Genomic DNA, 25,463 nt, shown 5'->3' on the forward strand with positions numbered 1-25,463 from the left:
TATGATTAACTACCATTTTTCGCTTCCTGATCTCTTTTTCGGCATTAATCCAGCTGATTAACTTCCATTTTCCTCTTCCTCGCCCTATTTTCGGCGTTAATCCTCCTGATTAGCTACCATTTTCCTTTCCCTCACCTCTTTTTCGGCGTTAATCCTCCTGATTAGCTACCATTTCCCTCTCCCTCACCTCTTTTTCGGCGTTAATCCATATGATTAACTACCATTTTTCGCTTCCTCATCTCTTTTTCGGCATTAATCCAGCTGATTAACTTCCATTTTCCTCTTCCTCGCCCTTTTTTCGGCGTTAATCCTCCTGATTAGCTACCATTTCCCTCTCCCTCACTCCTTTTTCGGCGTTAATCCTCCTGATTAGCTACCATTTCCCTCTCCTTCACTCCTTTTCGGCGTTAATCAAAGTTAACTATTTCAAATCCTCATAAAAAAAGAAGGCCGATTCAATCAGCCCCCTTAGACTACACCCTCTTTAATTCGTAGTTGCGCTTATCCACCAGCTTCTTTTCATCTTTTTTAATAGATCCTGACGCTGTTAATTCAAGAATCGGCTTAACCCTGATCACATTCTGGATTTTTGAGGCAAGCTCAGAATTTAATCCTTCTTCCGATTCTATGAAAATCTTAATCTGGTCCTGCCCCTGCTCATTTGTTACCACAGCCTGGAATACCGGAAACCCTGCTTCATTTAATACCCGCGCCAGCTGTTTTTCTCTTACAAACATTCCTTTTACCTTTATCCCATCACTGACACGCCCCAGCACTCCTGCAATCCTTTTCCCCTCATTCCCTTTAACCCAGCGGGAAAGGTCGCCTGTGCCAAAGCGGATAAGCGGGTAGCTTTTATCAAATAAAGTGACAACCACTTCTCCTTCTCCATCTGTAACTTCCGATCCAGTCTGCGGGTCACAGATTTGAACAATGGCAGAATCTGTGATTCTCAGTCCAGGGCCCTGCTTGTCTTCAAAAGCAATGCACCCGCAATCGGCAGTTCCATAGCCTTCATATACCGAAATCCCATTATCTTCACACCTTTTCCGCATTTGTTCAGTCAGCATTTCAGCAGTGAAGAATACTTTGTTAACCGCTATTTCGTTACCAATCTTCCATCCTTTCTCTTCAATGGAATGGAGCAAAAGGTTAAAGAAGCTCGGAGTTCCCACGTAGCCGGTTACCCTGACATCCTTCATAATCTGAATCTGCAGCTCCCGATTCCCGGTTCCGGCAGGGATAACAGTTGCTCCTAATTCACGAAGTGCGGAGTCAAACATAAAGCCTGCCGGTGAGAGATGATAGGAAAATGTATTTTGTACGATATCCCCTTCCCCAAAGCCTGCCTTCTTGAGAGCTTCTGAGAAACGCCAGAAATCTTTCCCTGTCGTTTGCGGATCGTAAATCGGACCTGGCGACATAAAAATTCGTTCCATCTCATTTGGCTTTACAGCTGCAAAGCCTCCAAAAGGCTGGTCTGCAGATTGCAATTCCGGCAATCGATCTTTTTTAAGCACTGGGATTTTCTCCAGGTCTTTTAAAGTTTGTATGTCACCTGGAGAAATACAGGCATCATCAAGGCGCTTTTTAAATCCGCTTGCATTTTTATATGCATGGTAAATTACTTTCTTCAGCTTTTCCACTATAGCCACCTCTTTCTTCTTTTATAAGATTTAATATCTTTATAGCTTTTCCGGCCCTTATCTCCCATTCCAAGATAGAATTCACGCACATCCTGATTGGAAAGGAGCCGGTCCACCGTTCCATCCATGACAATCCGGCCGTTTTCCATGATGTATCCATAATCGGCAATCGATAAGGCAACATTGGCATTTTGCTCCACTACCAGTATCGTGGTTCCCTCTTCTTCATTGATTTTCTTTATAATGCCGAAGATTTCTTTGACTAAAAGCGGCGCCAGCCCTAATGAAGGTTCATCGAGAAGCAGCACCTTTGGCTTTGCCATGATTCCTCTTCCAATGGCAAGCATCTGCTGCTCTCCGCCTGACAGATATCCGGCCTGTCTGTGCTTCAGCATTTCAAGCTTCGGAAAGTAATGATAGACTTTTTGGATATCGCCTTTAATATTCTTCCGGTCTTTCCTGGTATGTGCGCCTGCGATCAGGTTATCTTCAACAGAAAGATGCTTGAACACGCGTCTTCCTTCCATGCACTGAAAAATGCCTTTCTTTACGATGGTTTCAGCATCGCTTACATCAATGCGCTCGCCATAAAGCTCGATAAAGCCATCTGTCACTTCACCGTTTTCGCTTTTCAGCAGGCCGGAAATCGCCTTAAGAGTGGTCGTTTTCCCGGCGCCATTGCTGCCGAGCAAAGCGACAATTTTCCCTTTTGGCACCACCATTGACATCCCTTTTAATACAAGGATGACCTTGTCGTACATCACTTCGACATTGTTTATTGTCAGCATGCATCTTTCCTCCCCGCTATTTCCCTTTTTTTCGTTCCCAGGTCATGTCCTGAATCATTCGTGGTCTTCTCTGTTTATTTCCACAAACAAAAATTTGTTTGCAAATTCAAGCGTTTGTTTGCAATTTTCGGGTTTATTTGCCAAGTTTCGAGTTTATTTGCTAATTCATAAGTACCAAGACTTTAAAAGTGAACAGGAGGCGGGTATAAAACCTCGCCCCCCATTTTGTTAGTAGCCGATATAATCAGTGAACACTTCAAACTGGCCGTTCTTCACTTCTGCCAATCGAACTTGGTTTGTACCGGCATGATTGTCAGGTGAAAAAGTAACCGGAGCGGCTAAACCGCCGAGGTCAAGATTTGAAATCTTCTCCAGGCCGGCTCGGATGCCTTCGCCTGAAGTCGGGTCTTCAGCAAGCTTCATGCCTTCAACCATGATTTTGGCTGACACCCATCCCTGGATAAACTTCTGGTTCTTGTCTTCCAGCTTTTCACCCTTGCTTTCTACGAACTTCTTGATTTCTTCCATTCCAGGCAGATCTTCATATGGGAAGGCATGTGTGACGACTCCGATAAATCCTTCAGCCGCATCACCTGCAATAGGAAGCAAGCCTTCTCCGGTAGCCCAGTTTAATCCGATGAATTGTGTATCCAAACCAAGCTTTTTAGCATCTTTTAGTATAGTTGCTGTTGCACCCCAAGTTTGGTTAATAATTGCATAATCAGGGTTTTTCTTTTCCATGTTCAGCAATTGGGATGTTGCATCAAGTGTTTTCAGATCAACAATTTGTTCATCTACAATTTCAATGCCATTTTCCTTGGCAAATTTTTTGGCATCTTCAATTGGCGATTTTCCAAAGGCCGTATCATTGTAAATTAATGCTACAGTCGGTGTGCCGCCAGTGTGATTGTCTTTTATCCATTTCAGTACGGATCTTGCCTGGTCGGAGTAAGAAGCCGCAGCCAGGAAGTTATATGGGCTTTCGTCAATATTTTTCAGGTTCTCTGAGTATGAAGCAGAGATGAATGGAAGCTTGTCGGCTGCCACCTGCTGGCGAAGGGCTTCAGTGTCCCCTGTTCCCCATCCCAAAATGGCTGATACTTTATCTTTTGATTTTAATTTCTGATAAAGCTTTTGGGCTTCCGGGATTTTATAAGCATAGTCATCACCAATTAATTCGAGCTTATAGCCGTTAATCTCCTCGCCTGCAATGGATTCAAAAAATGCTTTTTCACCCTCTGCATATGGTGTTCCAACATCACCGGTACCTCCCGTAAGGTCAAAGATACCGCCAATTTTAACTGTGCCGCCTTTCTTGTCAGCTGATGCTTCCTCGCTGCCTCCAGAACAGCCTGCCAGCATTCCAGCCATTAATGTTGCTGCCAATAAACCCTTCCAAACCTTCTTCATAATGTTCCCCCTCATTTTTCCTCTTTTTTATAAAAATTTGAAAGATTTACTTTCAAAATTTTCAGATATTATTACCCGGGAATTAATAGGAAAATGGCCAGAGCTTAAAATAGTCTTTGATATTTTTCCATATTTTCGCGAGACCCTGCGGTTCATAGATCAGGAATAAGATAATCACAAGGCCGAATACTACCTCTTTCATCCCGATTAAGACAGCTGATAAGTCAGGGAATACCCCGCTCATCATTTCAACCCCTGATCTTAGTACAACTGGAAGCAACGTAATAAATACAGCTCCGTAAATTGACCCGAATACGCTTCCCAGGCCACCGACCAGTATGATTGCTAAGTATTCGATCGACACTGTAATGCTGTAAAGCTCAGGACTGACAACCATTGTATAATGGCCCAGTAAAGCACCGGCAATGCCCACAAAGAAGGAGCTTACAATAAATGCCAATACTTTATATTTAAACAAATCGATCCCCATAACCTCTGCTGCCACATCACGGTCACGGACTGCTATGAATGCCCTGCCGACCCGCGACCTGAAAAGGTTCAGGGTGAAGAGGGCCGTAATAACCAGCACAGCAAACATAAGGTAGTAATAGCTCCGTTCACTGTAAAAGGCAAAACTGCCAAGTTCAGGCCTGGATAGGACCATTCCAGCTGTTCCGCCAGTCAGCGCATCCCAGCGGGAAATAACAAATAAAATGATTACCTGTGCTGCAAGGGTGGCAATCGCCAAATATAAACCTTTAAGCCTTAAGGATGGAAGCCCGAATAGTCCACCGACAATCGCCGTTACTATACCGGCTGTCGGCATGGCAATCCAGAAGCTCAATCCCAGCTTTGCTGTCAGAATAGCCGATGTATACCCGCCTACCCCGAGAAACGCGCCTACCCCTATGGAAATCTGTCCAGTAAAGCCAGTCAGGATGTTCAGACCGATCGCACCAATAGCGGCAATTCCGCAAAGTGTAGCCAGTCCAATGATATAATCGGATGCAAACATTGGGAAGACTGCAAATACAGCCAGAAGAATGAACATGCGCATCCTTACTCTGGTGATCTTCCAGATCGCCATATCTTGTTTATAATTCACATGGAACTCTCCACAATCCATTACAAAAGGATTTCTCATCGGTTACACCCTCTCGATTTCTTTTTTTCCGAACAAGCCATATGGCTTGAACATCAGGATAAATACGAGGATGACAAACGGCATAACCTCTTTCAGACCCCCGCCAACCAAAGGATCCAGATACCCGCCGGTCAGGCTCTCAAGAATACCGATGATCAGCCCGCCGATGATGGCACCGGGAATACTGTCGAGTCCTCCAAGAATGGCAACCGGAAGCACCTTTAAGCCGATCGCTGAAAGGGATGCATTCACACCGTTAATGTTTCCAAGAAGGATTCCCCCAACGGCTGAAACAATGGCTGCAATCGCCCAGGCAACTGCGAAAATCATTTTTACGCTGATTCCCATTGACATTGCCGCCTGCTGATCATCTGCGGTTGCTCTCATCGCAATTCCGAGCTTGGAATATTTGAAAAAGAGGGTGAAAATGACAAGCATCACCACAACGATTAACAGTGACCATAAATAGACCGGCGCAATGACGATCTCACCAAGGTTAACAGGCTGCTCAGAGAAAATCTTAGGAAATACACGTGTTTCATGGCCCCAAATAATATGAACAATCCCGGCAAGAACGCTCGATAATCCGATCGTCGCCATAATCATGGATATGACGGGCTCTCCAATAAACGGCCTTAGAACGATCCGTTCAATGACAAATCCTAAAACAGCACTGAACATCAGTGCAATTAACAGTGCTGCTATAAATGGAATGTTATAGGCTGTGATAAGCGTTAAACAGACATATGTTCCAATTAAAAGGAACTCACCCTGTGCAAAGTTGATAGCATCACTGGATTTATAAATAAGCACAAAACCCAGTGCGACAAGTGCATAAACGCTTCCTACCACGATGCCTGTTACAAGCATTTGCAAGAAAAATGTCATTAAGCTGCCCCCTCTCCTTCATCCATAAAAATCACCTGAAGCGTTGTCTGGATGGTTTGTTCCATGCCATCACGATACTTGATGGTGCCATTGACACGTATTTTTTTGTCTTCTGTATAAAGTCCATCAATTAAGGCCTGATATTTTTTAGCAACAAACTGCCTGCGGACCTTCTTAGTTCTTGTAAGCTCTTCATCATCTGCATCCAGTTCTTTATAAAGCAGAACAAATTTTTTCACCCGGGCCTTTTCAGGCAGAGTCTGATTGATTTCCTGCACCTGTTTTTCAATCAGCTCCAGCACTTGCGGCTTGGAAGATAAATCGGTATAAGTGGTATAGCTAATTTGATTTTTCTCTGCCCAGCGCCCTACATTTTTCATATCGATATTAATCATGGCAACCACATATGGACGGTCCTTCCCGATAGCTACCGCTTCCTGTATGAACGAACTGAACTTCAGCTTGTTTTCAATAAATTGCGGAGAGAACATTTCCCCTGTATCAAGGCGAATAACATCCTTAATCCGGTCAATGATATACAAATGTCCTCCCTCATCCAGCCTCCCTGCATCCCCGGTATGAAGCCACCCATCCTGAATGGTTTCCGTTGTGCTTTTCTCATTTTTGTAATACCCCTTGCAGACACTGGAGCTTTTGATGAGAATTTCCCCTTCTTCAGAAATTTTCACTTCTGTACCCGGTATTGGAATTCCAACACTATCAAGCTTAATATCGCCGTCCCTGTGCACAATGGATATGCCGGCTACCTCTGTCTGCCCGTAAATGCTTTTCACATTAACTCCTATGCTATGAAAAAATTCAAATACATCAGGTCCTAAAGGTGCACCGCCTGTATAGGCACGCTTGATCTTCAAGAGTCCAAAGTGATCGCGGATGGCACTGAACATCAGGTAATCGGCCATTTTATAAAGAACCTTCGTACCCGTACTGACTGGTTTATTTTCAAAATGGGCCTTTGCTACCTTCTCGCCGATTGGCTTGCACCAGTTATAAATCTTTCGTTTCAGCCAGCCGCTGTCCTGAATTCTGACCTGAAAACGCGATACCATATCTTCATAGATTCTGGGTGGCGAAAACATAACCTGTGGTCCAATTTCACGCAGGTCTTCCAATACGGTTGCCGGCTCTTCAGGGAAATTTATCGTCATCCCATTATATAAGCCCATGGCAAGGGTCATCATCTGTTCCCCGATCCAGGCAAGCGGAAGGAATGAAACATATTCATCCTTATCTGTCAGCGGATCAATGTCTGACAGATTTTTAGCCATATCGATCAGATTTCGGTAAGTAAGCATCGTTCCTTTTGGATTGCCTGTTGTTCCTGAAGTATAGGATAAAATCGCCACGTCATCTGCAGACCCCTTATCAACTTCCTCTGAGAATAAGCCAGGCTGCCCTGAGTGAAAACTTCGTCCCATTTCAAGAACTTCGTTAAATTCCAGCAGAAAGTCCTCCCGGTAACCCCTCATGCCGCGTGAATCATAATAAATAATTGTTCTGACTTTCGGAATGGATTCTTTAATTTCCAGCAGTTTATCGACTTGCTCCTGGTCCTCCGCAACGATTATGGTTGCGTCACAATTATCGATAATATAACTTAGTTCAGCAGACAGGGATTCCTGATAAATTCCTACTGAAATGCCGCCTAAGCTTTGCGCAGCAAGCTCACTGATTACCCATTCGGGCCTGTTATCGCCAATAATAGCAAGCTTATCTTCTCTTTTCAGACCCAGCGATGCTAAACCCAAGCTGAAGTTCTTTACATTGTCCAAGAACGCTTCATAAGTGATTTCATTCCAAATTCCAAATTCCTTTTCTCTTAAAGCAACTTGTGACCCATTCCTGTAAGCCCTTTCAATCAGCAGCTGCGGAAACGTCTTGCTCATAGAATCGCTCCCCCCTCCTAAAAATATGAAAATCACTTTAGCCGGTATATCTTTTATACGGCATTCTCTTCTCCAAGATAGGCCTCTATGACTTTAGGATTATTTTGAATCTCTTCCGGTGTCCCATAGCCAATCAGCTTCCCGAAATCAAGAACTGCAATGTGATCGGATAAGTCCATTACAACCCCCATATCGTGTTCAATTAATATAATGGTTGTGTTCATTTCTTCGTGAATATCAATAATGTATCTGGCCATGTCCTCTTTTTCCTCACTGTTCATGCCTGCCATCGGCTCATCAAGAAGGAGAATTTCAGGTTCCAGTGCCAGAGCCCTGCCGGTTTCGACCCTTTTCTGCAGCCCATATGAAAGAGTTCCCACGGGGGTATTACGGATATCCTCGATTTCAAGAAAGTCGATCACCTGCTCAACTTTTTTCCGATGTTCAATTTCCTCTCTCTGCGCTTTCCCCCAATAGAGCCCTCCTGCAAGCAGTCCGGTTTTCATTCTCACATGCCTGCCAAGCATCAGATTGTCCAAGACAGACAAATGCGGGAAAAGCTCGATATTCTGGAATGCACGGGCAATGCCCATACTGGCTCTTTTGTGAGGTTTATACCGGGTTATATCTTCACCCTTAAAATAAATCGATCCAGATGATGGTTTGTACAGCCCGCTTATGCAATTCAGCATACTAGTTTTACCTGCACCATTTGGACCAATCAGCGAAAAAATCTCACCCTCCTGCACTTCATAGGAGACATGGTCTAGAGCTGTTACACCTCCAAACCTTAAAGTTGCATCCTTAATCTCCAAAATTCCCAATCTTCCAACCCCCTATATTTCGATTGGCAAAATATTTTTTACAAAATTATGAATAATTTAAATATTCTTTATATATTTATTTTCTCCTTTTAGTATTTAAAATATTTTTCACTCCTGAGCTATTTTTCATTTTTATGTGAATGGAAATATTGATATGACAAAATCCTTATGTGTAAGTATTTTTCACTATGAGCTAAGTGATAAATATTATGCAAACTCTTTATGCAAATAGAAAAAAAAAGCTGAACACAAATGTGCCGAGCTAAGTTTAGTCCCGTTCCAGCTTCACCCTGCAAGAAGGCTGCTGAAGTCCCTCTTTTGGATTACTAGTTAATTCCACACCTAAATCCCTTTCCAGCTCGCTTTTTTCCTTAAATGTATCTGCTGCTACTTCTTTGCATTTGGAATCCATATGGCAGTTTTGCAATCTAATCCATTAATATCTTAATTTTCTTATTGGATGGTGATTAAAAAAATGCTACTTACATAACAATGCTAGTAAAACCAAATTAAAAGGAGAATCTGACTTGATCTGTTTGTGTGAAGAGCTTTCCTTATCCCGATGCGGCCTGGACGGAAAAATCGCCATTTTAGAAGATAAACATACAGTTTTAAAAAACTTTGGACTAAACGATGGAAACTGGCTGAGCTTTTGGAATATTGACTCCAGACTCCTGACTATGCTTTATCAATCCCTGGATGCGAAATACGACTGGTTTATTGTCGTCTATGACTATGAAAAGTTTTGTTCAGACATAGAAATAAAAGAAGCCATAATATGGCATGAAATTGGACATATTACCTTTCCGGCTGGAAAGAATATAATCTGTACAGATACTGAAGTTCAATGTGATCGGATAGCTATTGATTACGGCCAGGAGGAAGGAATCAAAAAAATTTTGGATCTCACCCTTAAAATGGCACACTCGCTCAACAATGAAGTGCTGCTGAATATGACAAAGGAAAGACAAAAACAATTACACTTCATATAAGGAGCAGATGCAAGCATTTCAAAATATCTTAGTGCTTAATGTTCCGAAGAGTGGCGGGTAACCCGCAATTCACGGTGTGTATGTGGCCAGGCAGGATCCAATGATACTTTTAATGTGGATTACATATGAAATTTATGGTACTCTATAATCTTAGAATAGGAAGTGATGATATTGATAAAAATTGAAATACCAGAGCCTAATCTCGTCATTACACGAAGCAGGCAAACGGGACAGGCAGCAGAAAGTGACCTTAGCAGTGTCTATGGTTTCACAGATTACCATAAGATACCAAGAGACAAGGGCGGCATGATTCTGTTTTTTGATGCGAAAGAAGATCTGCTCTTTGTAGGAAAGGCCCGCAAATTAAGACAGCGGGTTAAAAAGCATTTTGAAGACAATGTTTCTCCTATAAAAAATCATCGTGATGATGTCCATAAAATTGCGGTCATTTACGTGGAAGACAGCATGGAGCGCGAGATTTATGAGACCTATATCATCAATGCCCTTCAGGCAAAATATAATATCGACAAAGTATTTTACAAATAAAAAAAGGCCATCGGGGCCTTTTTTTTATTTAATCAATTTCTTTTTTGTTTTTGCCTTTTATGAATCGGTATGTCAAATACGCAATGTAAAGCGGTATTGCAATATAAATCAAATCGGGAAACGGCCCATACGAACCCTTATAAATGACGTAAAGGACACTTCCCAGAAAAACGGTAACAATCGTTCCGTATTTCGGAAGGGGAACTTCTTTAAAGCTGGGAATCCGGATCCTGCTTACCATAAGAAAGCAGAGTGCGGTGAATACAACCGTTGTAATGATATTGGGTATATGCTCACCAAAAAGGGTCAGTATGGCCATGATCCCGCCTGCTGCTGTTATCGGAACTCCAATAAAATAGTTCAAAGAGGATTTTGGCGGACTGATATTGAATCGGGCAAGCCGATATGCCCCAAATAAAGGAAAAAGGCCTGAAACAGCTAATCCAAGAATTCCAAATTGAAAAAAGTATGTATAAAAGACCAAAAATGAAGGGGCTACACCAAATGTAACAATATCTGCCAGTGAATCAAGTTCTTTTCCCAGTATACTATCCGCTTTCAGCATTCTGGCCAGCCTGCCGTCCATGCTGTCAAGCATCATGCCAATTAAAATTAATATGGCTGCATTTTTAAATTCTCCATTGGCAGCCATGCCGATTGAAAGAAAACCGCAATATAAATTACCCAAAGTGACCATATTGGGGATTGTTTTAATAAAACGCACTAGTGACCATCACACTCCAAAAATTGTAAAGATTATTTTAATATATATTCCCTTTCATTATACCATTTAATCTCAGCTGCATCCTTCCCTTTCGAAAATTCCAAGGCAAAAATCCATTGTGTTAGGTACTTGTCCTATACCAATTTTAAAACTTATCATTAAATATAGTAGGAGGTGATTCATTTGTTATCTTTTTATTCCCAGGACCACTACTGCTCGGGTAAAGAAGAATATTCAAAAGCTCCAGGTAAGATTTATGTCACCAATGACTTCATTCCCCAATTTTTTGACCAAAACACATCCATTCCATCCACAGTCAATCTAAACAGCGCTAAAGGGAAATCCCATTTTCACTTTGACCCGGTGAACAATACGATTACAGTTAAGGAGAGAGGCTTTTATTTTCTTCAGTTCAGCGTACAAGTATTTGCTGCTGCAGGACAGGCGAATCTGCCGTTAAAATTTGAGCTTCAGCGGAATGGCGGAACTCTCATCAACTCCCAAACCTCTTTTAATAACAATAATTTTGACGTTGACTATGCAACATCCACTTTATTGCTCGAGGAGCTGGAGAAGGGAGATAAGATCCGTCTTGTACTATCCGGCCCTTCGCCTTTCCCTCAAGGAAGAGTGACTCGCCTGGATTTCGCCAGTGTCACCATTTTTGAGGCATAATAAATGAAGAATCCCTAATCATCCTCATGATTAGGGACTCTTTAATCATACGGTCATATTTTAATATTTCTCTTTGCAATATTGCTTAGAAATTCCTCATTATGTTCTCCTAATTTTGGAGGACCTCCCATTGCTGATTCTATTCCGCCATGCATTTTTACCAAAGGGTAATTTTGGGCAGTATTTAAAATTCCATTAAATAGCGGAAAGTCTTGCAATTCGCCGGCCTCCAATACAGGAGTCAGACAGCAATCTGCTCTTTGGCCAAATTCAGTCCACTCTTTTAATGTCCTGCTTTTAAAGAATTCGGTTATCTCCATAAAGACAGGATTATCAGCAGAGGCAGTGGAAAGATGATAATCAATCCAATCCTCTCTTCCTGCACTCTTACAGAAGTTTATCCAGAACTTCGGCTCCAGAGCGGCAAGTGCAGCAAACCGGCTATCCTTTGTTTCGTAAATAGAATAGGCAACGACTTCACCGTTCAATACCGAAAGTCCTTTAGGATATCCTGTCTTATTCTCAATCAGCAAATGGTTCCCCATGGTGGAAGCCATCACATCCGCAATGGAAATGCAGTGATGCCCGCCTTGGCCGGACATTTTGCTGGAAAGCAGGGCAGCCAGTATCCTTTCACTGGCTGCCATTCCTCCCATGAAGTCCGCTATTGTGTTGGACGGGTGAACAGGACGGCCGCTGCGGTCCTTCAGCTGGGCAAGGACCCCGCTTACAGCCAAATAATTTAAATCATGGCTTCCTAAATGTTGATAGTCTTCATTCTCACCGTAGCCTGTAAGAGAGCAATAAACGATATTTGGTTTATGCTTTTTCACAGTCTCATAATCCAGGCCCAGCTTTTTCATTACCCCAGGCCGAAAACTTTCAAGCACCGCATCACTTTCTGAAATCAGCATAAGGGCAGCATTTCTTCCTTCTTCGCTCTTCAGGTTAAGTGTAATGCTTTTTTTGCCGCGGTTATTGGCGGCAAACACTGCACCTGTACCCTCTATTTTAATATCGAGATGCCTTCCGGGGTCACCGGATTCCGGTTCCACTTTTATCACTTCTGCACCAAGCTCTGCAAGCCTCTGGGAAGCAAACGGACCAGGGAGATAGTTGGAAAAATCAATCACTCTTATGCCTTTTAACATCTTGCATTCCCTTCTTCCGGCTAGATTTTTCCTTCAGCGAACAGATCCTCCAGCTGTTTTCGGAGCATGAACTTTTGAATTTTGCCGCTCGCGTTTCTTGGAAGAGCTTCACAGAATACATATTTTCTAGGACGCTTATAATTGGCGAGTTCATCACTATTCCGGCACAATTCATCGAGTTCTTCTTCAGACAGTGCCGGATCTTTTTTGACAACGAAAGCTGTGACGGTTTCACCCCAGCGGTCATCAGGCTGGCCAATTACTGCCACATCCAGTACGCCCTTATGTGTATATAAAAGATCCTCCACTTCACGGGGATAAATATTTTCTCCGCCGCTAATGATCATATCGTCGACTCTGTCTTTGACGTACAAAAAGCCTTCGTCATCCAGATATCCGATGTCACCAGAGTGATACCAGCCTCCATGCATGGCATGATCGGTTGCCGCGTCCCGATTGAAATAACCACTCATCATGCATGGGCCTTTTACGATGATTTCACCCGTTTCTCCAGAAGGCATCACATCATTAGGATCTGATGGACCATTCTCATTCGGCCTTACAATCCTGATTTCATGGTTTAAACAGGCCTGTCCTGCAGACCCGGCCTTCCTGATTTGGTCATCTTCCGATAAAAACGTAATCGCAGGACCCATCTCGGTCATTCCATATGCCTGTACCAGGGAGATGCCTAATTTTTCACGGCACGCATAAACAAGAGCAGGAGCCATCGGTGCCGCTCCATACAATCCCAGCTTAAGGCTTTCCAGATTATAATGGCTTAAGTTTTCCTGAAGCAGCATATTCCACATGGTCGGAGCTGCAAAAAACTTTGTAATTTTCTCTTCAGATATTAACCGCAATACTTCCTTTGCATCAAAGTGATGCAGGATGGTATTGGCAGCACCCACATGCACCCTTGGCAAAAAGGCACAATGAAGCTCTGCGCAGTGGAACATAGGTGCAGTCACGAGTCCGTTGTCATTACTTTCAAGCTTTGTCGCTCCTATAACAATCAGACTTTGTTCAGCCATATCCCTGTGTCTGTGGACTACACCCTTTGGCCTTCCCGTAGTGCCGCTTGTGTACATTATTGCGTACAAATCATTTTCATTTATCTCAATATCAATTTCATCATTCGATGCTGCATCCACCTTTTCGTGATAGGATGAAGCGTATGGAGGAGCATTGTCATCAATGTACCAGAACTCTGTATGCGGAAAACGCTTAGCGATGGGGGTGATGCCGGATTCCAGCATTTGTTCAAATAACACTACTTTTGGCTCTGCATCCTGGAGAATATAAGCAATTTCTTCTGACATCAGCCTAAAGTTGATCGGATTAAATACGGCGCCGATTTTTGCACAGGCAAAGAATGCTGTAGCAAGTTCCTCGGTGTTAAAAAGGCAGGTTGAAACCCTGTCACCCTTCCTGACGCCTGCATTTATTAAGGCATTGGCCAATTTATTGATCTCAAAACTCCATTCCTTATAAGTAAAACGCAGATTTTTTCTGACATCATACAAAGCTTCTTTATCCGGAAACTTTCCGGCCGTGAGATCAAAAATTCTTCCTATAGTAGTAGTCATTTTCATTCCTCCCCATTTTTCAATCTAATCGTTCAATAATAGTCGCATTCGCCATACCAAGACCTTCACACATGGTCTGCAGTCCATAGCGCCCCCCTGTTCTTTCGAGTTCATGCATCATGGTGACCATCAGCCTTGCACCGCTTCCGCCTAAAGGATGGCCAAGTGCAATGGCACCCCCATTTGGATTAAGCTTTGCCGGATCCGCTCCTGTTTCTTTCAGCCAGGCAAGCGGTACAGGAGCGAATGCTTCGTTCACTTCGAACACATCAATGTCCTCTATAGCCAGTCCAGCTTTCTTTAACACGTTCTCTGTTGCTGGTATTGGTCCAGTCAGCATTAAAGCAGGATCGGAGCCCACTGCTGTACGCGCCAGTATTCTGAACCTGGGTTTCATTCCAAGCTCCTCTGCCTTTTCACGTGACATAATAAGTAGTGCTGCTGCTCCATCGCTGATTTGACTGGAATTTCCTGCATGAATCACTCCATTCTCTTTAAAAACAGTTTTTAAGCTTGCCAATGCTTCCAGAGAGGTTTCCTTTCTCGGTCCAGCGTCTTCTGCTACCGTCAAAAGCTGTCCATCAGACATTGTCACATCCAATGGTTCAATCTCTCTCTCAAACCGGCCTTCAGCCTGGGCATTTAAAGCCTTCTGATGACTCTCAAATGAATAGCGGTCCAGCTCTTCTCTTGTAAATCCATATTTTTCAGCAATGCGTTCAGCAGATAAGCCCTGGTGGATGATTTCATGTCTGTCTGTCAGTTTTTCACTGAACCCGACCCCCTGATAGCTGGAGCCGATAGGAACACGGGACATGCTTTCGACCCCTCCTGCGATCACAATATCCATATCCCCTGCTAAAATAGCCTGAGCTGCAAAGTGAACAGCCTGCTGGCTGGATCCGCATTGGCGGTCAATGGTTGTACCTGGCACTTCGATTGGAAACCCTGCGATCAATGCAGCTACCCTTGCAATATCGCCTGTTTGCTCGCCTATTTGCGAGACACAGCCAAGAATGACATCATCAATCATTTCCGGCTTCAGGCCTGCACGTTTCACAAGTGCCTTTAACGCTTCTGCAGCCAAATCATCCGCCCTGATGTCCTTTAGTAAGCCGTTTTTTCTTCCTACTGGTGTTCTGACCCCTTCGACAATAACAGCTTCACGCATATATACTCCTCCCTATAAACCCATGTTTTTCGCAATAATCGTTTTCATGATTTCATTTGTGCCTGCATATATGCTGGCGACTGGTATATCTCTGAACCTCCTTGCAATCTCGTATTCTTCCATATAGCCATAGCCGCCATGAAGCTGCATGCATTCAGCTGCAATTTTACGGGCATTTTCTGTCAGCTTCCATTTCGCCATGGAGACCTTTGTAACTACATTTATTCCTGCCATATGCTCTGTGATCAGTTGATTAAGGAACACCCTTCCCATTTCAATATCTGTTGCCATTTCGGCAATTTTAAATTGAGTGTTCTGAAACTGGCTAACCGGTTTTCCGAATGCCTCGCGATTCTTCACATAATTTATTGTTAAATTAAGCATTTCCTCTGCAGCCACCTGGGCAGCAATTGCCACGACAAGCCTTTCCTGCTGCAGCTTTTCCATTAAATATAGAAAACCTTTTCCTTCTTCGCCGATCAGGTTTTCTTTCGGAACTCTGCAATCTTCAAAAATTAACTCTGCCGTATCCTGACAATGAAGACCGACCTTGTTTAATTTCCTCCCTCTTGAAAACCCCTCAGTTCCCCTCTCGACCGCAAGCAGGCTTACGCCTTTATGCCGTGGGACGGCATGGGGATCTGTTTTACAGGCTATGATGATTAAATCGGAATGAATTCCGTTGGTAATAAAGGTCTTTTCGCCATTCACTATGTAATGGTCCCCATCAAGCCTTGCTGTCGTTCTGATGCCTGCTAAGTCAGAGCCGGCTCCAGGTTCAGTCATGGCTATCGCCGTAATGATTTCACCCGCTGCACACTTTGGCAGCCATTTTTCCTTTTGTTCATCGGTTCCATAAGCAGTAATGTATGGGACGACGATATCATTGTGGAGCCCAATTCCCACCATGCCGGACCCAACCCGTTCAAGTTCTTCATTAATTATGACTGAGAAGCCCCAATCGACATTGCTTCCGCCATACTTTTCGTCTATATCAGGGCATAAAAAACCCTGCTCCCCCATCTTGCGCCAAAATTCACGGGGTATGATTCTATCCTCTTCCCATTTTTCATAGTTAGGATAGGCTTCTTTCTCTAAGAACTTACGCAGAGATTCTCTAAAAATTTCATGCTCTTCCTGCAGGTATGACGCAGCCATAATATGAACCTCCGAAACTAAAATTTTTTTGGCATAATACAAAGTGATATATACTGTCTTTGTAAAGGCTTACAATTATATTGTACAATAATTATCTATATTTTAAGAACATTTAAAATTCATTTTTTAAAAATATATATCTAAAAAGGACGGTTCTCTCATTTACTTCGGCTGCATGCGGATACCGCCATCCAGACGGATCGTTTCTCCATTCAGCATCGGATTCACTAAAATACTTTCAGCCAGCCTGGCATACTCCTCAGGATAACCCAGTCTTGAAGGAAAAGGCACCATTTTCCCCAATGAATCCCTTGCCTCCTGAGGCAGTGATTCAAACATTGGAGTGTTAAACAACCCGGGGGCAATTGTCATTACACGAATCCCATAACCCGCCAGCTCTCTGGCGATCGGCAGGGTCATGCCAACCACTCCGCCTTTGGATGCACTATATGCTGCCTGGCCAATTTGTCCTTCAAAGGCTGCGACTGAAGCCGTATTAATAATCACACCTCTTTCACCTTGATCATTCGGATCATTCTTTGCCATTTGTTCAGCAGCCAGACGAATGACATTAAAAGTCCCGCCAGATTTATCATTATGACCTTTTGGAACATGTCCAGAGAATGGACGCCTTTTCGGCCTAAAAGCTTCGCGGCAATTCCGATGCCGGCGCAGTTAACTGCAGTATTGATGCTGCCAAATTGTTCAGAAGCAAATCCCACTGCCCTCTGTACGTCTTCTTCTTTTGTAACATCCGTTTTCATAAAAAGAACATTTTCACCCAGTTCCCTGATAAGGTGAGCTGCCCGATCTTCCGCCAAATCTGCAATTAGGATCTTCCCTCCGCATCCGGCTATTTTTCTCACTGTCGCCTCTCCAAGCCCTGATGCACCGCCTGTGATTATGGCTCTGCATTCTTTCACTTCCATAATGATCCTCCTTTTATTAATCAGGTTTTCTATGAAGTCATTTCCATTTGAAAAGGTGATTTTCCTGCTGAATGGCTGATTAATTATCAATTCTTGTTATTGCACAAAAAAACAGCTCCTTTTCAGAAGCTGTTTTTCTATGCCAAATTCCTGTCAGCAAGGATTTCTCTCAGATGCTGTCTGACCCGATATAATTTTGTTTTGACAGTGTTTGGGTTGAGATGAAGAATGTCCGCTATTTCTCTTTCCTTCAGTCCATGCTTTGTTTTAAGCAGGAACACCCTTTTCTGTTCATAGGAGAGGGAATCCACATATGCGTATATCTGCTCCTGAAGCATATTAATCTCTGCTTCCTGCCCGGTATCGCTGTACCTGCTTTCCATGCAGTTTTCAAAATCAACGGAATCCTGTATCCTCTCATTAGTCCTTCTTTCTTTTCGCACAAAATCAATTGCAGTTCTGGTCGCAATTGATGATAACCATGCTCCCAGCTTATCCTGATCATCTATGCTGTCCATTTTTTTATAAGCCTTGATCAGTGTTTCCTGAACAACATCCTGCGCAAGATAATGATCCCGGGTAATGCTGTAAGCAATATGATAGAGCCGCTTATTGTATAGTCTGCAGATTTCTCTCATATCCATTGAAGGTTTTATCACTGTAATCCCCCTCTCCTGTAAATTTCTCCCGTATTATTGAAGCCGTTCCTTTATAAATTCAGGCACTGTTTTTTCAGTAAAGCTCTTAATATCCATTGTCCTTTGTTCATCAAAATAGAATGCAATTATATATTCTTCTTCAATGTACCCATTTGAATTACTCAAACTGCTTTCTATTTGTTCTTTATCTGTAATTTTGATTGATGATTTACTGTCACTCATCTTTTCAAAAACTTCCTCATAAGAGTACCCTGCCGCAAAGTTAATATCGATATCCTCCGCTTTTGCAGCCAGTGCATAAGAAATATCATTGCTATTCACTTTTGCATCATTCAGCAAAGACTTTTCTTTCAGCCATTCCTCAAACCTCGTATAAGAAGGATTCCAGGTCATATAGGCTTTTTTGCTGTCATTATAATAAATCTCAATATGAGCATATGGCTCATCAATTCCCTGAAGCTCCTCATATGAAGCAGTATCCACTTCCTCAGTCAATATCTGAACAGCTTCTTTAAGTTCTTCTTTGTCTGTAATGACCGCCCGCTTTGTAACTGGCCCTGATGGGGTAATCGTGATTTTCGTAGTTTCATCTTCCGGTACCTGATAGATTTCATTTGTTGCCATTTTATATTCATTCGATTCATAAATCAGCTTAAGATATGGCTTATATTCCCTTTTGTTAATGCTGTAATCGCGGACCAGCTTTTCGCCATTCTTTAGTTCATACACAATAAAAACGGAACCGCGGCCTGAATCCTGAGCCTTTCTGTTTTCATCCTTTACAATCTTTTCATGAAACCTTCTGACCAAGTCAATATTCTCGTATTCTTTTAAATATAGCGGTTCCTCATGATCAATATCATTATAAAGGTGAAAACTCTCGCTGAAATGGACCCGCTCAATTTCATTGCTCTGCGGTATGCTTTTTTCATACTGAGTCAAGTCAATTTGGAATAAGAGGAATAAAGCCGCCATTATGGCTGTATAGACCATCAATCCTTTTACATGAATAGTCACTCGCCATGATTTCTGGAGAACCATTTCGGCCGCCGCATATCCAATTAGTGCTCCAAAAACATATCCCGCGATAATCCAGCTCGTGCCGCCCTGCATCTCACCGAAATAACCCCCTCCAAGAAGCATCGTGCAAAACGTCACACCAAATTTAAAAATGGGCTTTGTTATCGGAAAAACAAGCGCGTGGGAGACTGCCTCCATTCTTCTCCTTTTATAGATCTGCAAGCCAAGAAAATACAGAGATACAATAAGTAAGAGATAAACGGCAGCCTCCACACTTGACGGTGTACGCATATTCATCTGAGTAAATGCAATCAAAGGAGAGAACTTTTCAAATTTGCTTGTCATATAGTATTGGCCTGGAAAACCGAATAAATAGAAAGGCAAATTAATAGAAACTAAAATGATCAGACCTACAGGGAGCAGGAGAAAAATATAAGTTAACACACCCTGTACCGCCGATAATCCCGACAGCATTCCTACAGAAACACCTGTCAGGTAAATTACAATATTAAATAAAAGCGTGATGCCCACCCAATTGAGGATCTCCCCCATTGAATAAAAATCCTGCAAATTCATGGGCTGGTAAAGAACCAGGATAATCAAAGCAATGAGTAAAACCGGCAAAATTAATAGCATGATTCCTGTTAAAGCATATTGATGGAAAATGGATTTCCTTTTAACCGGGAGGCTGTGCATTAAATCGCTATATTGCTTTACCTGTGTATACCTGAATAAGAACACAGACAAGGCCACCGGTACTGATATACTAAAAATAAATTGGAGCTGGAAGTTGTATTGAAACAGATTGTCAATGTCCAGGAATTTCCGCTGTTCCTCTGAAGAATTCATTATGATATCAAGAGGAATGGCAAAGAACAGGCCGAGAAAATACACAATGGAGACCCAGCCGACACTTCTGAAAATCGTTTTTAAAATTTCCCTTTTAATCAAGGATGTTTTGGACTGCATATCCAATGTCCCCCATTTCATAAATGAAAATCTCCTCTAATGTCAGGGGAAGCATATCGAAAATCACAGGTTTAAATTGTTCTACATATGACGATATTCCCTTTGCATCTCCTTTTACAATGCAGATCACAATGCTGCCTCTTTTTTCTTTATGAAGGATCTTCAGCGAATCGAAAATGGCTGGTACAGATCCTTTAAAGGCAACCTGAATTTTATGTGTATCTGTTTTAAGGTCATCAAGATCTTTTTCAAGAATCATGCGCCCATTATGCATAATGCCTATAAAATCACATAGGTCTTCCACTTCGCGCAGATTATGAGAGGAAATAAGAATTGTCATTTCTCTTTCAGCAACCTCATCGATCAGCAGGCTTTTCACTTTCTTCCTCATTACGGGATCAAGCCCGTCCATAGGCTCATCCAAAATTAACACTTCCGGCCTGGCAGACAAAGCAAGGATAAAAGCAGCCTGCCTCTGAATGCCTTTGGAGAATCTATGAATCTTTTTATGTATATCCATTTCAAAAATAGCAGCCAGTTCTTCAAATCGTTCTTCATCCCACATGCTGTAAATATTTTTATAGAATTGCGCCATCTGCTTAACTGTATATTGAGGCAGAAAATAGGGATGATCCTGAATAAAAAAGATCTTATCTTTCATTTGCGGGTTCTCGAACACCGGCTGGCCGTCAATGGCAATGCTTCCTTCATCCTCTGCATAGATGCCTGCCAACAGCTTTAAAAGTGTTGTTTTTCCGGCTCCATTGGAACCAAGCAAGCCGTATATGGACCCTTTATTCACTTCAATGCAGACATTTTCGACAGCATCCATCTCCTCGAAAGATTTGCGCACATTACGGATTTTGATCATCTTCTATCCCTCCCCCTATAGCTGCTTCTATTTCCTGTATGAGCTTGTATAATTCATTTTTTGTGATTCCAAGGTATAAAGCCTCTGATAAAAGCTTTGAAAGTTCATTTTTCACTTTTTCTATTTTTTCGCTGTTCAGATTGGGTGTCGCTGCACTGACAAAACTGCCTTTCCCTTTTATGGAATAAATATAGCCCTGGGACTCAAGCTCCCTATATGCCTTCTGAATGGTATTAGGATTGATCGTCAGCTGCTGGGCCAGCGTTCGAACGGAAGGCAGCTGTTCATCTGCTGTTAAGACCTCTGTGATGATCAGCTCTTTAAGCCGCTCAACCAGCTGTTCATATATAGGTTTTCGGCTCCTTACATCCAATTCAAACATGCTTGCCCTCCCATCTGTATGCAGTGTACTATGATTCCTAGTACAGTTGACACAGTTAGATTATATTACAAGTAATTGGAAAAGAGAAGGGGAAAATTAAACTTTTTATAAAAAGAAAAAAACTGGTTCAGCCAAAGGGCTAAACCAGTCAAAAGTGTTCTTATTTAGCAGATTTCACATTCACCGGTGGCGGAGGCAAAATCATGTTGGAACGCCTGTTATTTGTTGCAATTATATAAACAGCTGCGACTGCGATGGCAACTGCAATGAAGGAACCGATATTGAAAATCCCTTTTTGCGAATACCAGACAATCGAGTAACCTACAGATCCTGCCAGCAGGGCATAGTAGAAGAATGGGAATAACGTTTTGCGGATGACAGCGCCTTCTTTTCCAACAAGTCCCACAACAGCTGATGCAGCAACGACGTTATGCACACAAATCATGTTTCCAGCTGCTCCTCCGACTGCCTGAAGGGCTACAATCCAGGTTGCATCCACCCCGATCTGTGAGCCGACGTCATATTGGAATAATGCAAACATCATATTACTGACGGTATTACTTCCTGCAATAAAGGCTCCTAGACCCCCGATGAAGGTGGCAAAGAACGGCCAGAATTCTCCAGCAAGAGCTGCAGCACCGTTCGCAAGCTCGATCGGCATCTGATTATAGCCCGCTTCTCCCCCGCCGGTGTTGATAAATACCTGTACCATCGGAACCGTGAAAATTAAAGCTGTTGAAGCAGCTACAGTTGTCTTTCCCGAATCTGCCCAGGCTTTTTTGTATGAACTGGAATTCATTCCATGGATAAAATAAGTGATAACAGATACAAGAATAAAAATCGTTCCCGGCAAATACAGCGGCTGGAAGCTTGAAGTGATGCCGGAATCAAAAATGTTTTCAAATTTGACCGTCCACGCCTGAAGCAACTCTAAAAATGGAAGCGATTTCAACCTTGACAATACTAAGAATAGGCCAACTAAAACATAAGGAGTCCAGGCACGCATCATGCTCATGCTTCCGCTCTTATGGGCAACAGCTTTGATTTCCAGCTTGCCAGTCCATTCAGGATCCCACTTGGATTTCTCTTCAAAATCCCAAACCTGATCCTTTGGCGGCATAAGAAAGCCTTTTTTAGCTGCAAAAACAACAATTGCTAAACCAGCTAATCCCCCGATCATTGATGGGAATTCAGGTCCAAGGACATTCGCTACAATAACATAAGGGATCGTCATGGCAAATGCAGCAAATAGTGCAAACTTCCAGATTTTTATTCCTTCAGTAAATGATTTATTTTTGCCGAAAAATCTTGTCATTAAAGCTACTACAAATAAAGGAATCAATGTGCCGGCAATCATGTGGAGAATGGCTACTTGTCCTGCAATTTGAGTTACCAGTCCAAGCAGGTTATCGGTAAGACTCGCATTGCCCGATAAACCGGTCTGAACGCCGACAAGCATCGGTGTCCCTACAGCACCGAATGACACCGGTGTACTTTGAATGACCATCCCGGCAATAACTGCGGCCATAGCCGGAAAGCCAAGGCCCACTAATAGCGGGACTGCTACAGCGGCTGGAGTACCAAACCCGGACGCGCCTTCAATGAAAGAACCAAACAGCCAGGCTATGATAATTACTTGTATTCGGCGGTCAGGCGATATATCTGTGAATCCCTGACGAATGGTTTTTAAACCGCCGCTTTCCTGAAGGGTGTTTAGAAGCAGAATAGCGCCGAAAATAATATAAAGAAGTGTTCCGGCAACAACCAGGCCATTGAGGGATGCAGCGGCAACTTTTGCCCCTGATACTTTCCAAACAAATAGAGCAAGAACTACTGCTACAAGGTATGAGATTGGCATCGCCTTACTTGCCGGCCATCTCAATCCGACAAGAAATACTGCAACTGCAATAATTGGCAATAAAGATAGTAAAGCTAACATTCCTGTACTCAAATTACATTTCCTCCTTTGTTTTGTAATAACGAACAATGATTGCACTTTGTTGCGGATAGCAAAACATGTTATATAACTATAATGGTTTTGTTATACAACATGGCACTAGGCTTATTTACATTATACAAACATTTTTCACAATTTCAATAATATTTGGAAAATTTAATCTATGTATTTACACAAAAAAATTTGTATGTATATACAAAAAAATTAGCTCAATATATCTTTTTATCGAGATATATCGAGCTAATTACTAATTGATTCGGCTTACATGACCAAGACGTGCTGAAATTCCTTGTCCTGTCTTTACCATTTTGGATTTTAATGCATCAAGCCGATCATCTGTCATTCTCATGGTCGGTCCTGAAATACTGACTGCAGCAATAACCTTGCCAAGGTGGTCAAAAATAGGAACGGCAACACACGTAATTCCATATTCATTTTCTTCCAGATCAAGAGCAAATCCTTTTTGCCTTACCTGACCCAATTCTTTCATGAATTCTTCTTTATCCGTTATGGTTTTATCTGTATGGACCGGCATCCCTTTTCTTTCAAGAATATCGGACACAATGCTTGAAGGCAGGTGTGCCAGAATGGCCTTGCCGACAGATGTGCAATGCATGGGAGCGCGTTTCCCGACTTTCGAATGCATTCTTAATGTTTCATTGCCCTCAAGCTTCTCGATGTACACAACCTCTCCCTGATCGTAAACGACTAAATGAATGACTTCATTTGTTTCATTTTCAAGCTCCTGCAGAAAAGGCCTTGCTTCTGCACGCAAATCGATTGATTCAAGCAGCTTTGAACTGATCTCGAGGAATTTATACCCTAATTTGTACTTGCCGGTTTCGGCGTCCTGCTCTATATATCCGTACTGAACCAGAGTAGATAGAATACGGTAAACAGAGCTTTTGTTGATGTCTATCTGATTGGCAATTTCCGTTACGCCAAGACCGGTTTTTTTCAGGCTGATCAATGTAATTATATCCAGCGCCCTGCTGACGGACTTGACCATATTTTCTCTTTCCACAATATTCACCCCAGGTGCAAATGCCATAATTCAATTTACTTGAATTATACCGTTTTTGCGCTTTCACGTGCCACTGCAAATGTATTGCGCAGTGTTCCAATCTCTTTGATTTCACATTCGATAACATCACCTGACCTGACCATCTCAGCTCCAACAGGACTTCCTGTAAGGATTACGTCACCCGGCTTCAGTGTCATGACATTAGACAGGTATGAAATCATTTTACGAATTGGAATAATCATGAGATCTGTGCTGCTGTTCTGCTTTTCTGTGCCGTTTAATTTTGCTTCAACCTTTACCTCAAACGGATCCAGTTCAGTTTCGATTACGGGACCCAGCGGAGTAAAACTGTCAAAGGATTTGCCAATTGTCCAATGTCCATCATTATGGAAAAATTGCGGAGCAGTAACATCATTCCCCACTGTGTAGCCGAAAACATAATCAAGCACATCTGACTCTGCTACATTTTTTGCTTCTCTGCCAATGACGACAGCCAGTTCTGATTCGAATTTCACCTCTTCAATGCCTTCAGGAATGATAATCTCCTCATCTGGTCCAATAACAGAAGATACAGGCTTGAAGAAGAATACAGGAATTTCAGGGAGTGTCTCAGGCAAATCCGATTTTTCGGACACATAGTTGGCTCCAATTCCAATGATCTGATTAGGAACCAGGGGTGCAAGCTGTTTTGCTTCATTCTGCGAAAAGCTCTGGCCTGTATACTCCCAATCTCCAAAAATATCCCCTTTAATTTCTTTATAAATACCCTCTTCTAATACTCCTTCATGTACTGCTCCATTAACTTCATATCTTGTAAACTTCATTTTTCTTCCTCTCCCCTCGGTAACTTTAAGCCTGCAGATCTTTAGAAAAGGCTCTTTTCGTATAAAATGTTGTATTTAACACCAACAATGTTGTCCGTTGATTTCCGCTCCAGGAGCCTCAGCGAACCGCGGGGCGGGCGCTGAGCCTCCTCAACGCTGCGCGTCTGCGGGTTCTCACCTGTCCCGCTGCTCCCGCAGGACTTTGAATAAGCTTC

At 42.6% G+C, this 25,463-nt stretch carries 22 protein-coding genes and 1 pseudogene; 3 read left to right on the forward strand and 20 right to left on the reverse strand.

Annotated elements, in window-relative coordinates; genetic code table 11:
• Nucleotides 1-473: 473 nt before the first annotated feature.
• From NAF01_RS15880 to NAF01_RS15910, 7 genes are all read right to left on the reverse strand, one after another.
• Nucleotides 474-1,646: a phenylacetate--CoA ligase family protein gene (locus NAF01_RS15880; RefSeq protein WP_250800788.1), complete on the reverse strand. Its 1,173-nt coding sequence runs from the start codon at nt 1,644-1,646 to the stop codon at nt 474-476.
• Nucleotides 1,646-2,434 (reverse strand): ABC transporter ATP-binding protein, encoded by a 789-nt coding sequence (locus tag NAF01_RS15885; RefSeq protein ID WP_035329545.1) that lies wholly within the window; start codon nt 2,432-2,434, stop codon nt 1,646-1,648. Before NAF01_RS15885 ends, NAF01_RS15880 begins: the two co-directional genes overlap by 1 nt.
• A 228-nt stretch (nt 2,435-2,662) precedes the next feature.
• Entirely contained in the window at nt 2,663-3,844 is a 1,182-nt protein-coding gene (locus NAF01_RS15890) for an ABC transporter substrate-binding protein (protein ID WP_048011065.1), read from the reverse strand.
• An 82-nt stretch (nt 3,845-3,926) separates the two neighbouring features.
• Nucleotides 3,927-4,988, reverse strand: coding sequence for a branched-chain amino acid ABC transporter permease (locus NAF01_RS15895; protein ID WP_250800789.1), 1,062 nt, complete (start codon nt 4,986-4,988; stop codon nt 3,927-3,929).
• 3 nt (nt 4,989-4,991) lie between these two features.
• Entirely contained in the window at nt 4,992-5,876 is an 885-nt protein-coding gene (locus tag NAF01_RS15900; protein ID WP_048011063.1) for a branched-chain amino acid ABC transporter permease, read from the reverse strand.
• Complete coding sequence (locus NAF01_RS15905) at nt 5,876-7,783, reverse strand: AMP-binding protein (protein WP_048011062.1); 1,908 nt, start codon at nt 7,781-7,783, stop codon at nt 5,876-5,878. The genes NAF01_RS15900 and NAF01_RS15905 overlap by 1 nt, the downstream gene beginning before the upstream one ends.
• 53 nt (nt 7,784-7,836) lie before the next feature.
• Nucleotides 7,837-8,607 carry an ABC transporter ATP-binding protein gene (locus tag NAF01_RS15910; RefSeq protein ID WP_048011061.1) on the reverse strand — a complete coding sequence of 257 codons (771 nt, stop codon included), beginning with the start codon at nt 8,605-8,607 and terminating at the stop codon, nt 7,837-7,839.
• Between the two features lie 527 nt (nt 8,608-9,134).
• Between NAF01_RS15910 and NAF01_RS15915 the strand changes: the two genes are divergently transcribed.
• Together NAF01_RS15915 and NAF01_RS15920 are read left to right on the forward strand one after the other, a co-directional pair.
• Nucleotides 9,135-9,599 carry a hypothetical protein gene (locus NAF01_RS15915; protein ID WP_048011060.1) on the forward strand — a complete coding sequence of 155 codons (465 nt, stop codon included), beginning with the start codon at nt 9,135-9,137 and terminating at the stop codon, nt 9,597-9,599.
• Between the two features lie 171 nt (nt 9,600-9,770).
• Entirely contained in the window at nt 9,771-10,145 is a 375-nt protein-coding gene (locus tag NAF01_RS15920) for a nucleotide excision repair endonuclease (RefSeq protein WP_048011059.1), read from the forward strand.
• A 28-nt stretch (nt 10,146-10,173) separates the two neighbouring features.
• Here NAF01_RS15920 and pssA read toward each other — a convergent pair whose 3' ends face one another.
• On the reverse strand, nt 10,174-10,869 hold the full coding sequence (gene pssA, locus NAF01_RS15925) for a CDP-diacylglycerol--serine O-phosphatidyltransferase (protein ID WP_197216881.1): 696 nt from the start codon (nt 10,867-10,869) through the stop codon (nt 10,174-10,176).
• Between the two features lie 183 nt (nt 10,870-11,052).
• Here pssA and NAF01_RS15930 point away from each other — a divergent pair, with 183 nt between their 5' ends.
• Nucleotides 11,053-11,544: a complement C1q domain-containing protein gene (locus NAF01_RS15930; RefSeq protein WP_197216883.1), complete on the forward strand. Its 492-nt coding sequence runs from the start codon at nt 11,053-11,055 to the stop codon at nt 11,542-11,544.
• Between the two features lie 53 nt (nt 11,545-11,597).
• On the opposite strand, the gene NAF01_RS15935 is transcribed toward NAF01_RS15930, so the two are convergent.
• The 12 genes and pseudogenes from NAF01_RS15935 to NAF01_RS15990 all read right to left on the reverse strand — a co-directional run bounded on the left by NAF01_RS15935 (nt 11,598) and on the right by NAF01_RS15990 (nt 25,248).
• The gene (locus NAF01_RS15935; protein WP_250800790.1) at nt 11,598-12,695 is read right to left on the reverse strand and encodes a CaiB/BaiF CoA transferase family protein; all 1,098 of its coding nucleotides are present in this window, start codon (nt 12,693-12,695) and stop codon (nt 11,598-11,600) included.
• A 20-nt stretch (nt 12,696-12,715) separates the two neighbouring features.
• Nucleotides 12,716-14,284: a fatty acid--CoA ligase gene (locus tag NAF01_RS15940; protein ID WP_250800791.1), complete on the reverse strand. Its 1,569-nt coding sequence runs from the start codon at nt 14,282-14,284 to the stop codon at nt 12,716-12,718.
• Nucleotides 14,285-14,303: 19 nt separating this feature from the next.
• Nucleotides 14,304-15,455: a thiolase family protein gene (locus tag NAF01_RS15945; protein WP_048011055.1), complete on the reverse strand. Its 1,152-nt coding sequence runs from the start codon at nt 15,453-15,455 to the stop codon at nt 14,304-14,306.
• Between the two features lie 12 nt (nt 15,456-15,467).
• Nucleotides 15,468-16,613, reverse strand: a complete 1,146-nt coding sequence (locus NAF01_RS15950) for an acyl-CoA dehydrogenase family protein (protein WP_048011070.1) — start codon at nt 16,611-16,613, stop codon at nt 15,468-15,470.
• Between the two features lie 162 nt (nt 16,614-16,775).
• Nucleotides 16,776-17,542: pseudogene (locus NAF01_RS15955) on the reverse strand (3-hydroxyacyl-CoA dehydrogenase).
• 137 nt (nt 17,543-17,679) lie between these two features.
• A complete protein-coding gene (locus NAF01_RS15960; RefSeq protein ID WP_226617545.1) occupies nt 17,680-18,201 on the reverse strand; it encodes an RNA polymerase sigma factor in 522 nt (173 codons plus the stop codon).
• Between the two features lie 33 nt (nt 18,202-18,234).
• The gene (locus NAF01_RS15965) at nt 18,235-20,211 is read right to left on the reverse strand and encodes a DUF6449 domain-containing protein (RefSeq protein WP_197249374.1); all 1,977 of its coding nucleotides are present in this window, start codon (nt 20,209-20,211) and stop codon (nt 18,235-18,237) included.
• Nucleotides 20,165-21,061, reverse strand: a complete 897-nt coding sequence (locus NAF01_RS15970; RefSeq protein WP_250800792.1) for an ABC transporter ATP-binding protein — start codon at nt 21,059-21,061, stop codon at nt 20,165-20,167. Before NAF01_RS15970 ends, NAF01_RS15965 begins: the two co-directional genes overlap by 47 nt.
• Complete coding sequence (locus tag NAF01_RS15975) at nt 21,045-21,443, reverse strand: GntR family transcriptional regulator (protein WP_163144393.1); 399 nt, start codon at nt 21,441-21,443, stop codon at nt 21,045-21,047. Before NAF01_RS15975 ends, NAF01_RS15970 begins: the two co-directional genes overlap by 17 nt.
• Before the next feature lie 160 nt (nt 21,444-21,603).
• Nucleotides 21,604-23,394, reverse strand: a complete 1,791-nt coding sequence (locus NAF01_RS15980) for an L-lactate permease (protein ID WP_048011051.1) — start codon at nt 23,392-23,394, stop codon at nt 21,604-21,606.
• A gap of 253 nt (nt 23,395-23,647) precedes the next feature.
• Nucleotides 23,648-24,424 carry an IclR family transcriptional regulator gene (locus NAF01_RS15985; RefSeq protein ID WP_048011067.1) on the reverse strand — a complete coding sequence of 259 codons (777 nt, stop codon included), beginning with the start codon at nt 24,422-24,424 and terminating at the stop codon, nt 23,648-23,650.
• 44 nt (nt 24,425-24,468) lie between these two features.
• Nucleotides 24,469-25,248: a fumarylacetoacetate hydrolase family protein gene (locus tag NAF01_RS15990; protein WP_222499740.1), complete on the reverse strand. Its 780-nt coding sequence runs from the start codon at nt 25,246-25,248 to the stop codon at nt 24,469-24,471.
• Nucleotides 25,249-25,463 lie beyond the last annotated feature (215 nt).

The organism is Cytobacillus firmus (assembly GCF_023657595.1).
Classification (GTDB): domain Bacteria; phylum Bacillota; class Bacilli; order Bacillales; family Cytobacillaceae; genus Cytobacillus; species Cytobacillus firmus_B.

Bases quoted from the DNA above. Each gene is read 5' to 3' on its own strand.
- NAF01_RS15885 (WP_035329545.1), bottom strand. From the start codon at position 2,434: ATGCTGACAATAAACAATGTCGAAGTGATGTACGACAAGGTCATCCTT.
- NAF01_RS15890 (WP_048011065.1), bottom strand. From the start codon at position 3,844: ATGAAGAAGGTTTGGAAGGGTTTATTGGCAGCAACATTAATGGCTGGA.
- NAF01_RS15895 (WP_250800789.1), bottom strand. From the start codon at position 4,988: ATGAGAAATCCTTTTGTAATGGATTGTGGAGAGTTCCATGTGAATTAT.
- NAF01_RS15900 (WP_048011063.1), bottom strand. From the start codon at position 5,876: ATGACATTTTTCTTGCAAATGCTTGTAACAGGCATCGTGGTAGGAAGC.
- NAF01_RS15905 (WP_048011062.1), bottom strand. From the start codon at position 7,783: ATGAGCAAGACGTTTCCGCAGCTGCTGATTGAAAGGGCTTACAGGAAT.
- NAF01_RS15935 (WP_250800790.1), bottom strand. From the start codon at position 12,695: ATGTTAAAAGGCATAAGAGTGATTGATTTTTCCAACTATCTCCCTGGT.
- NAF01_RS15940 (WP_250800791.1), bottom strand. From the start codon at position 14,284: ATGACTACTACTATAGGAAGAATTTTTGATCTCACGGCCGGAAAGTTT.
- NAF01_RS15945 (WP_048011055.1), bottom strand. From the start codon at position 15,455: ATGCGTGAAGCTGTTATTGTCGAAGGGGTCAGAACACCAGTAGGAAGA.
- NAF01_RS15950 (WP_048011070.1), bottom strand. From the start codon at position 16,613: ATGGCTGCGTCATACCTGCAGGAAGAGCATGAAATTTTTAGAGAATCT.
- NAF01_RS15965 (WP_197249374.1), bottom strand. From the start codon at position 20,211: ATGAAATGGGGGACATTGGATATGCAGTCCAAAACATCCTTGATTAAA.
- NAF01_RS15970 (WP_250800792.1), bottom strand. From the start codon at position 21,061: ATGATCAAAATCCGTAATGTGCGCAAATCTTTCGAGGAGATGGATGCT.
- NAF01_RS15975 (WP_163144393.1), bottom strand. From the start codon at position 21,443: ATGTTTGAATTGGATGTAAGGAGCCGAAAACCTATATATGAACAGCTG.
- NAF01_RS15990 (WP_222499740.1), bottom strand. From the start codon at position 25,248: ATGAAGTTTACAAGATATGAAGTTAATGGAGCAGTACATGAAGGAGTA.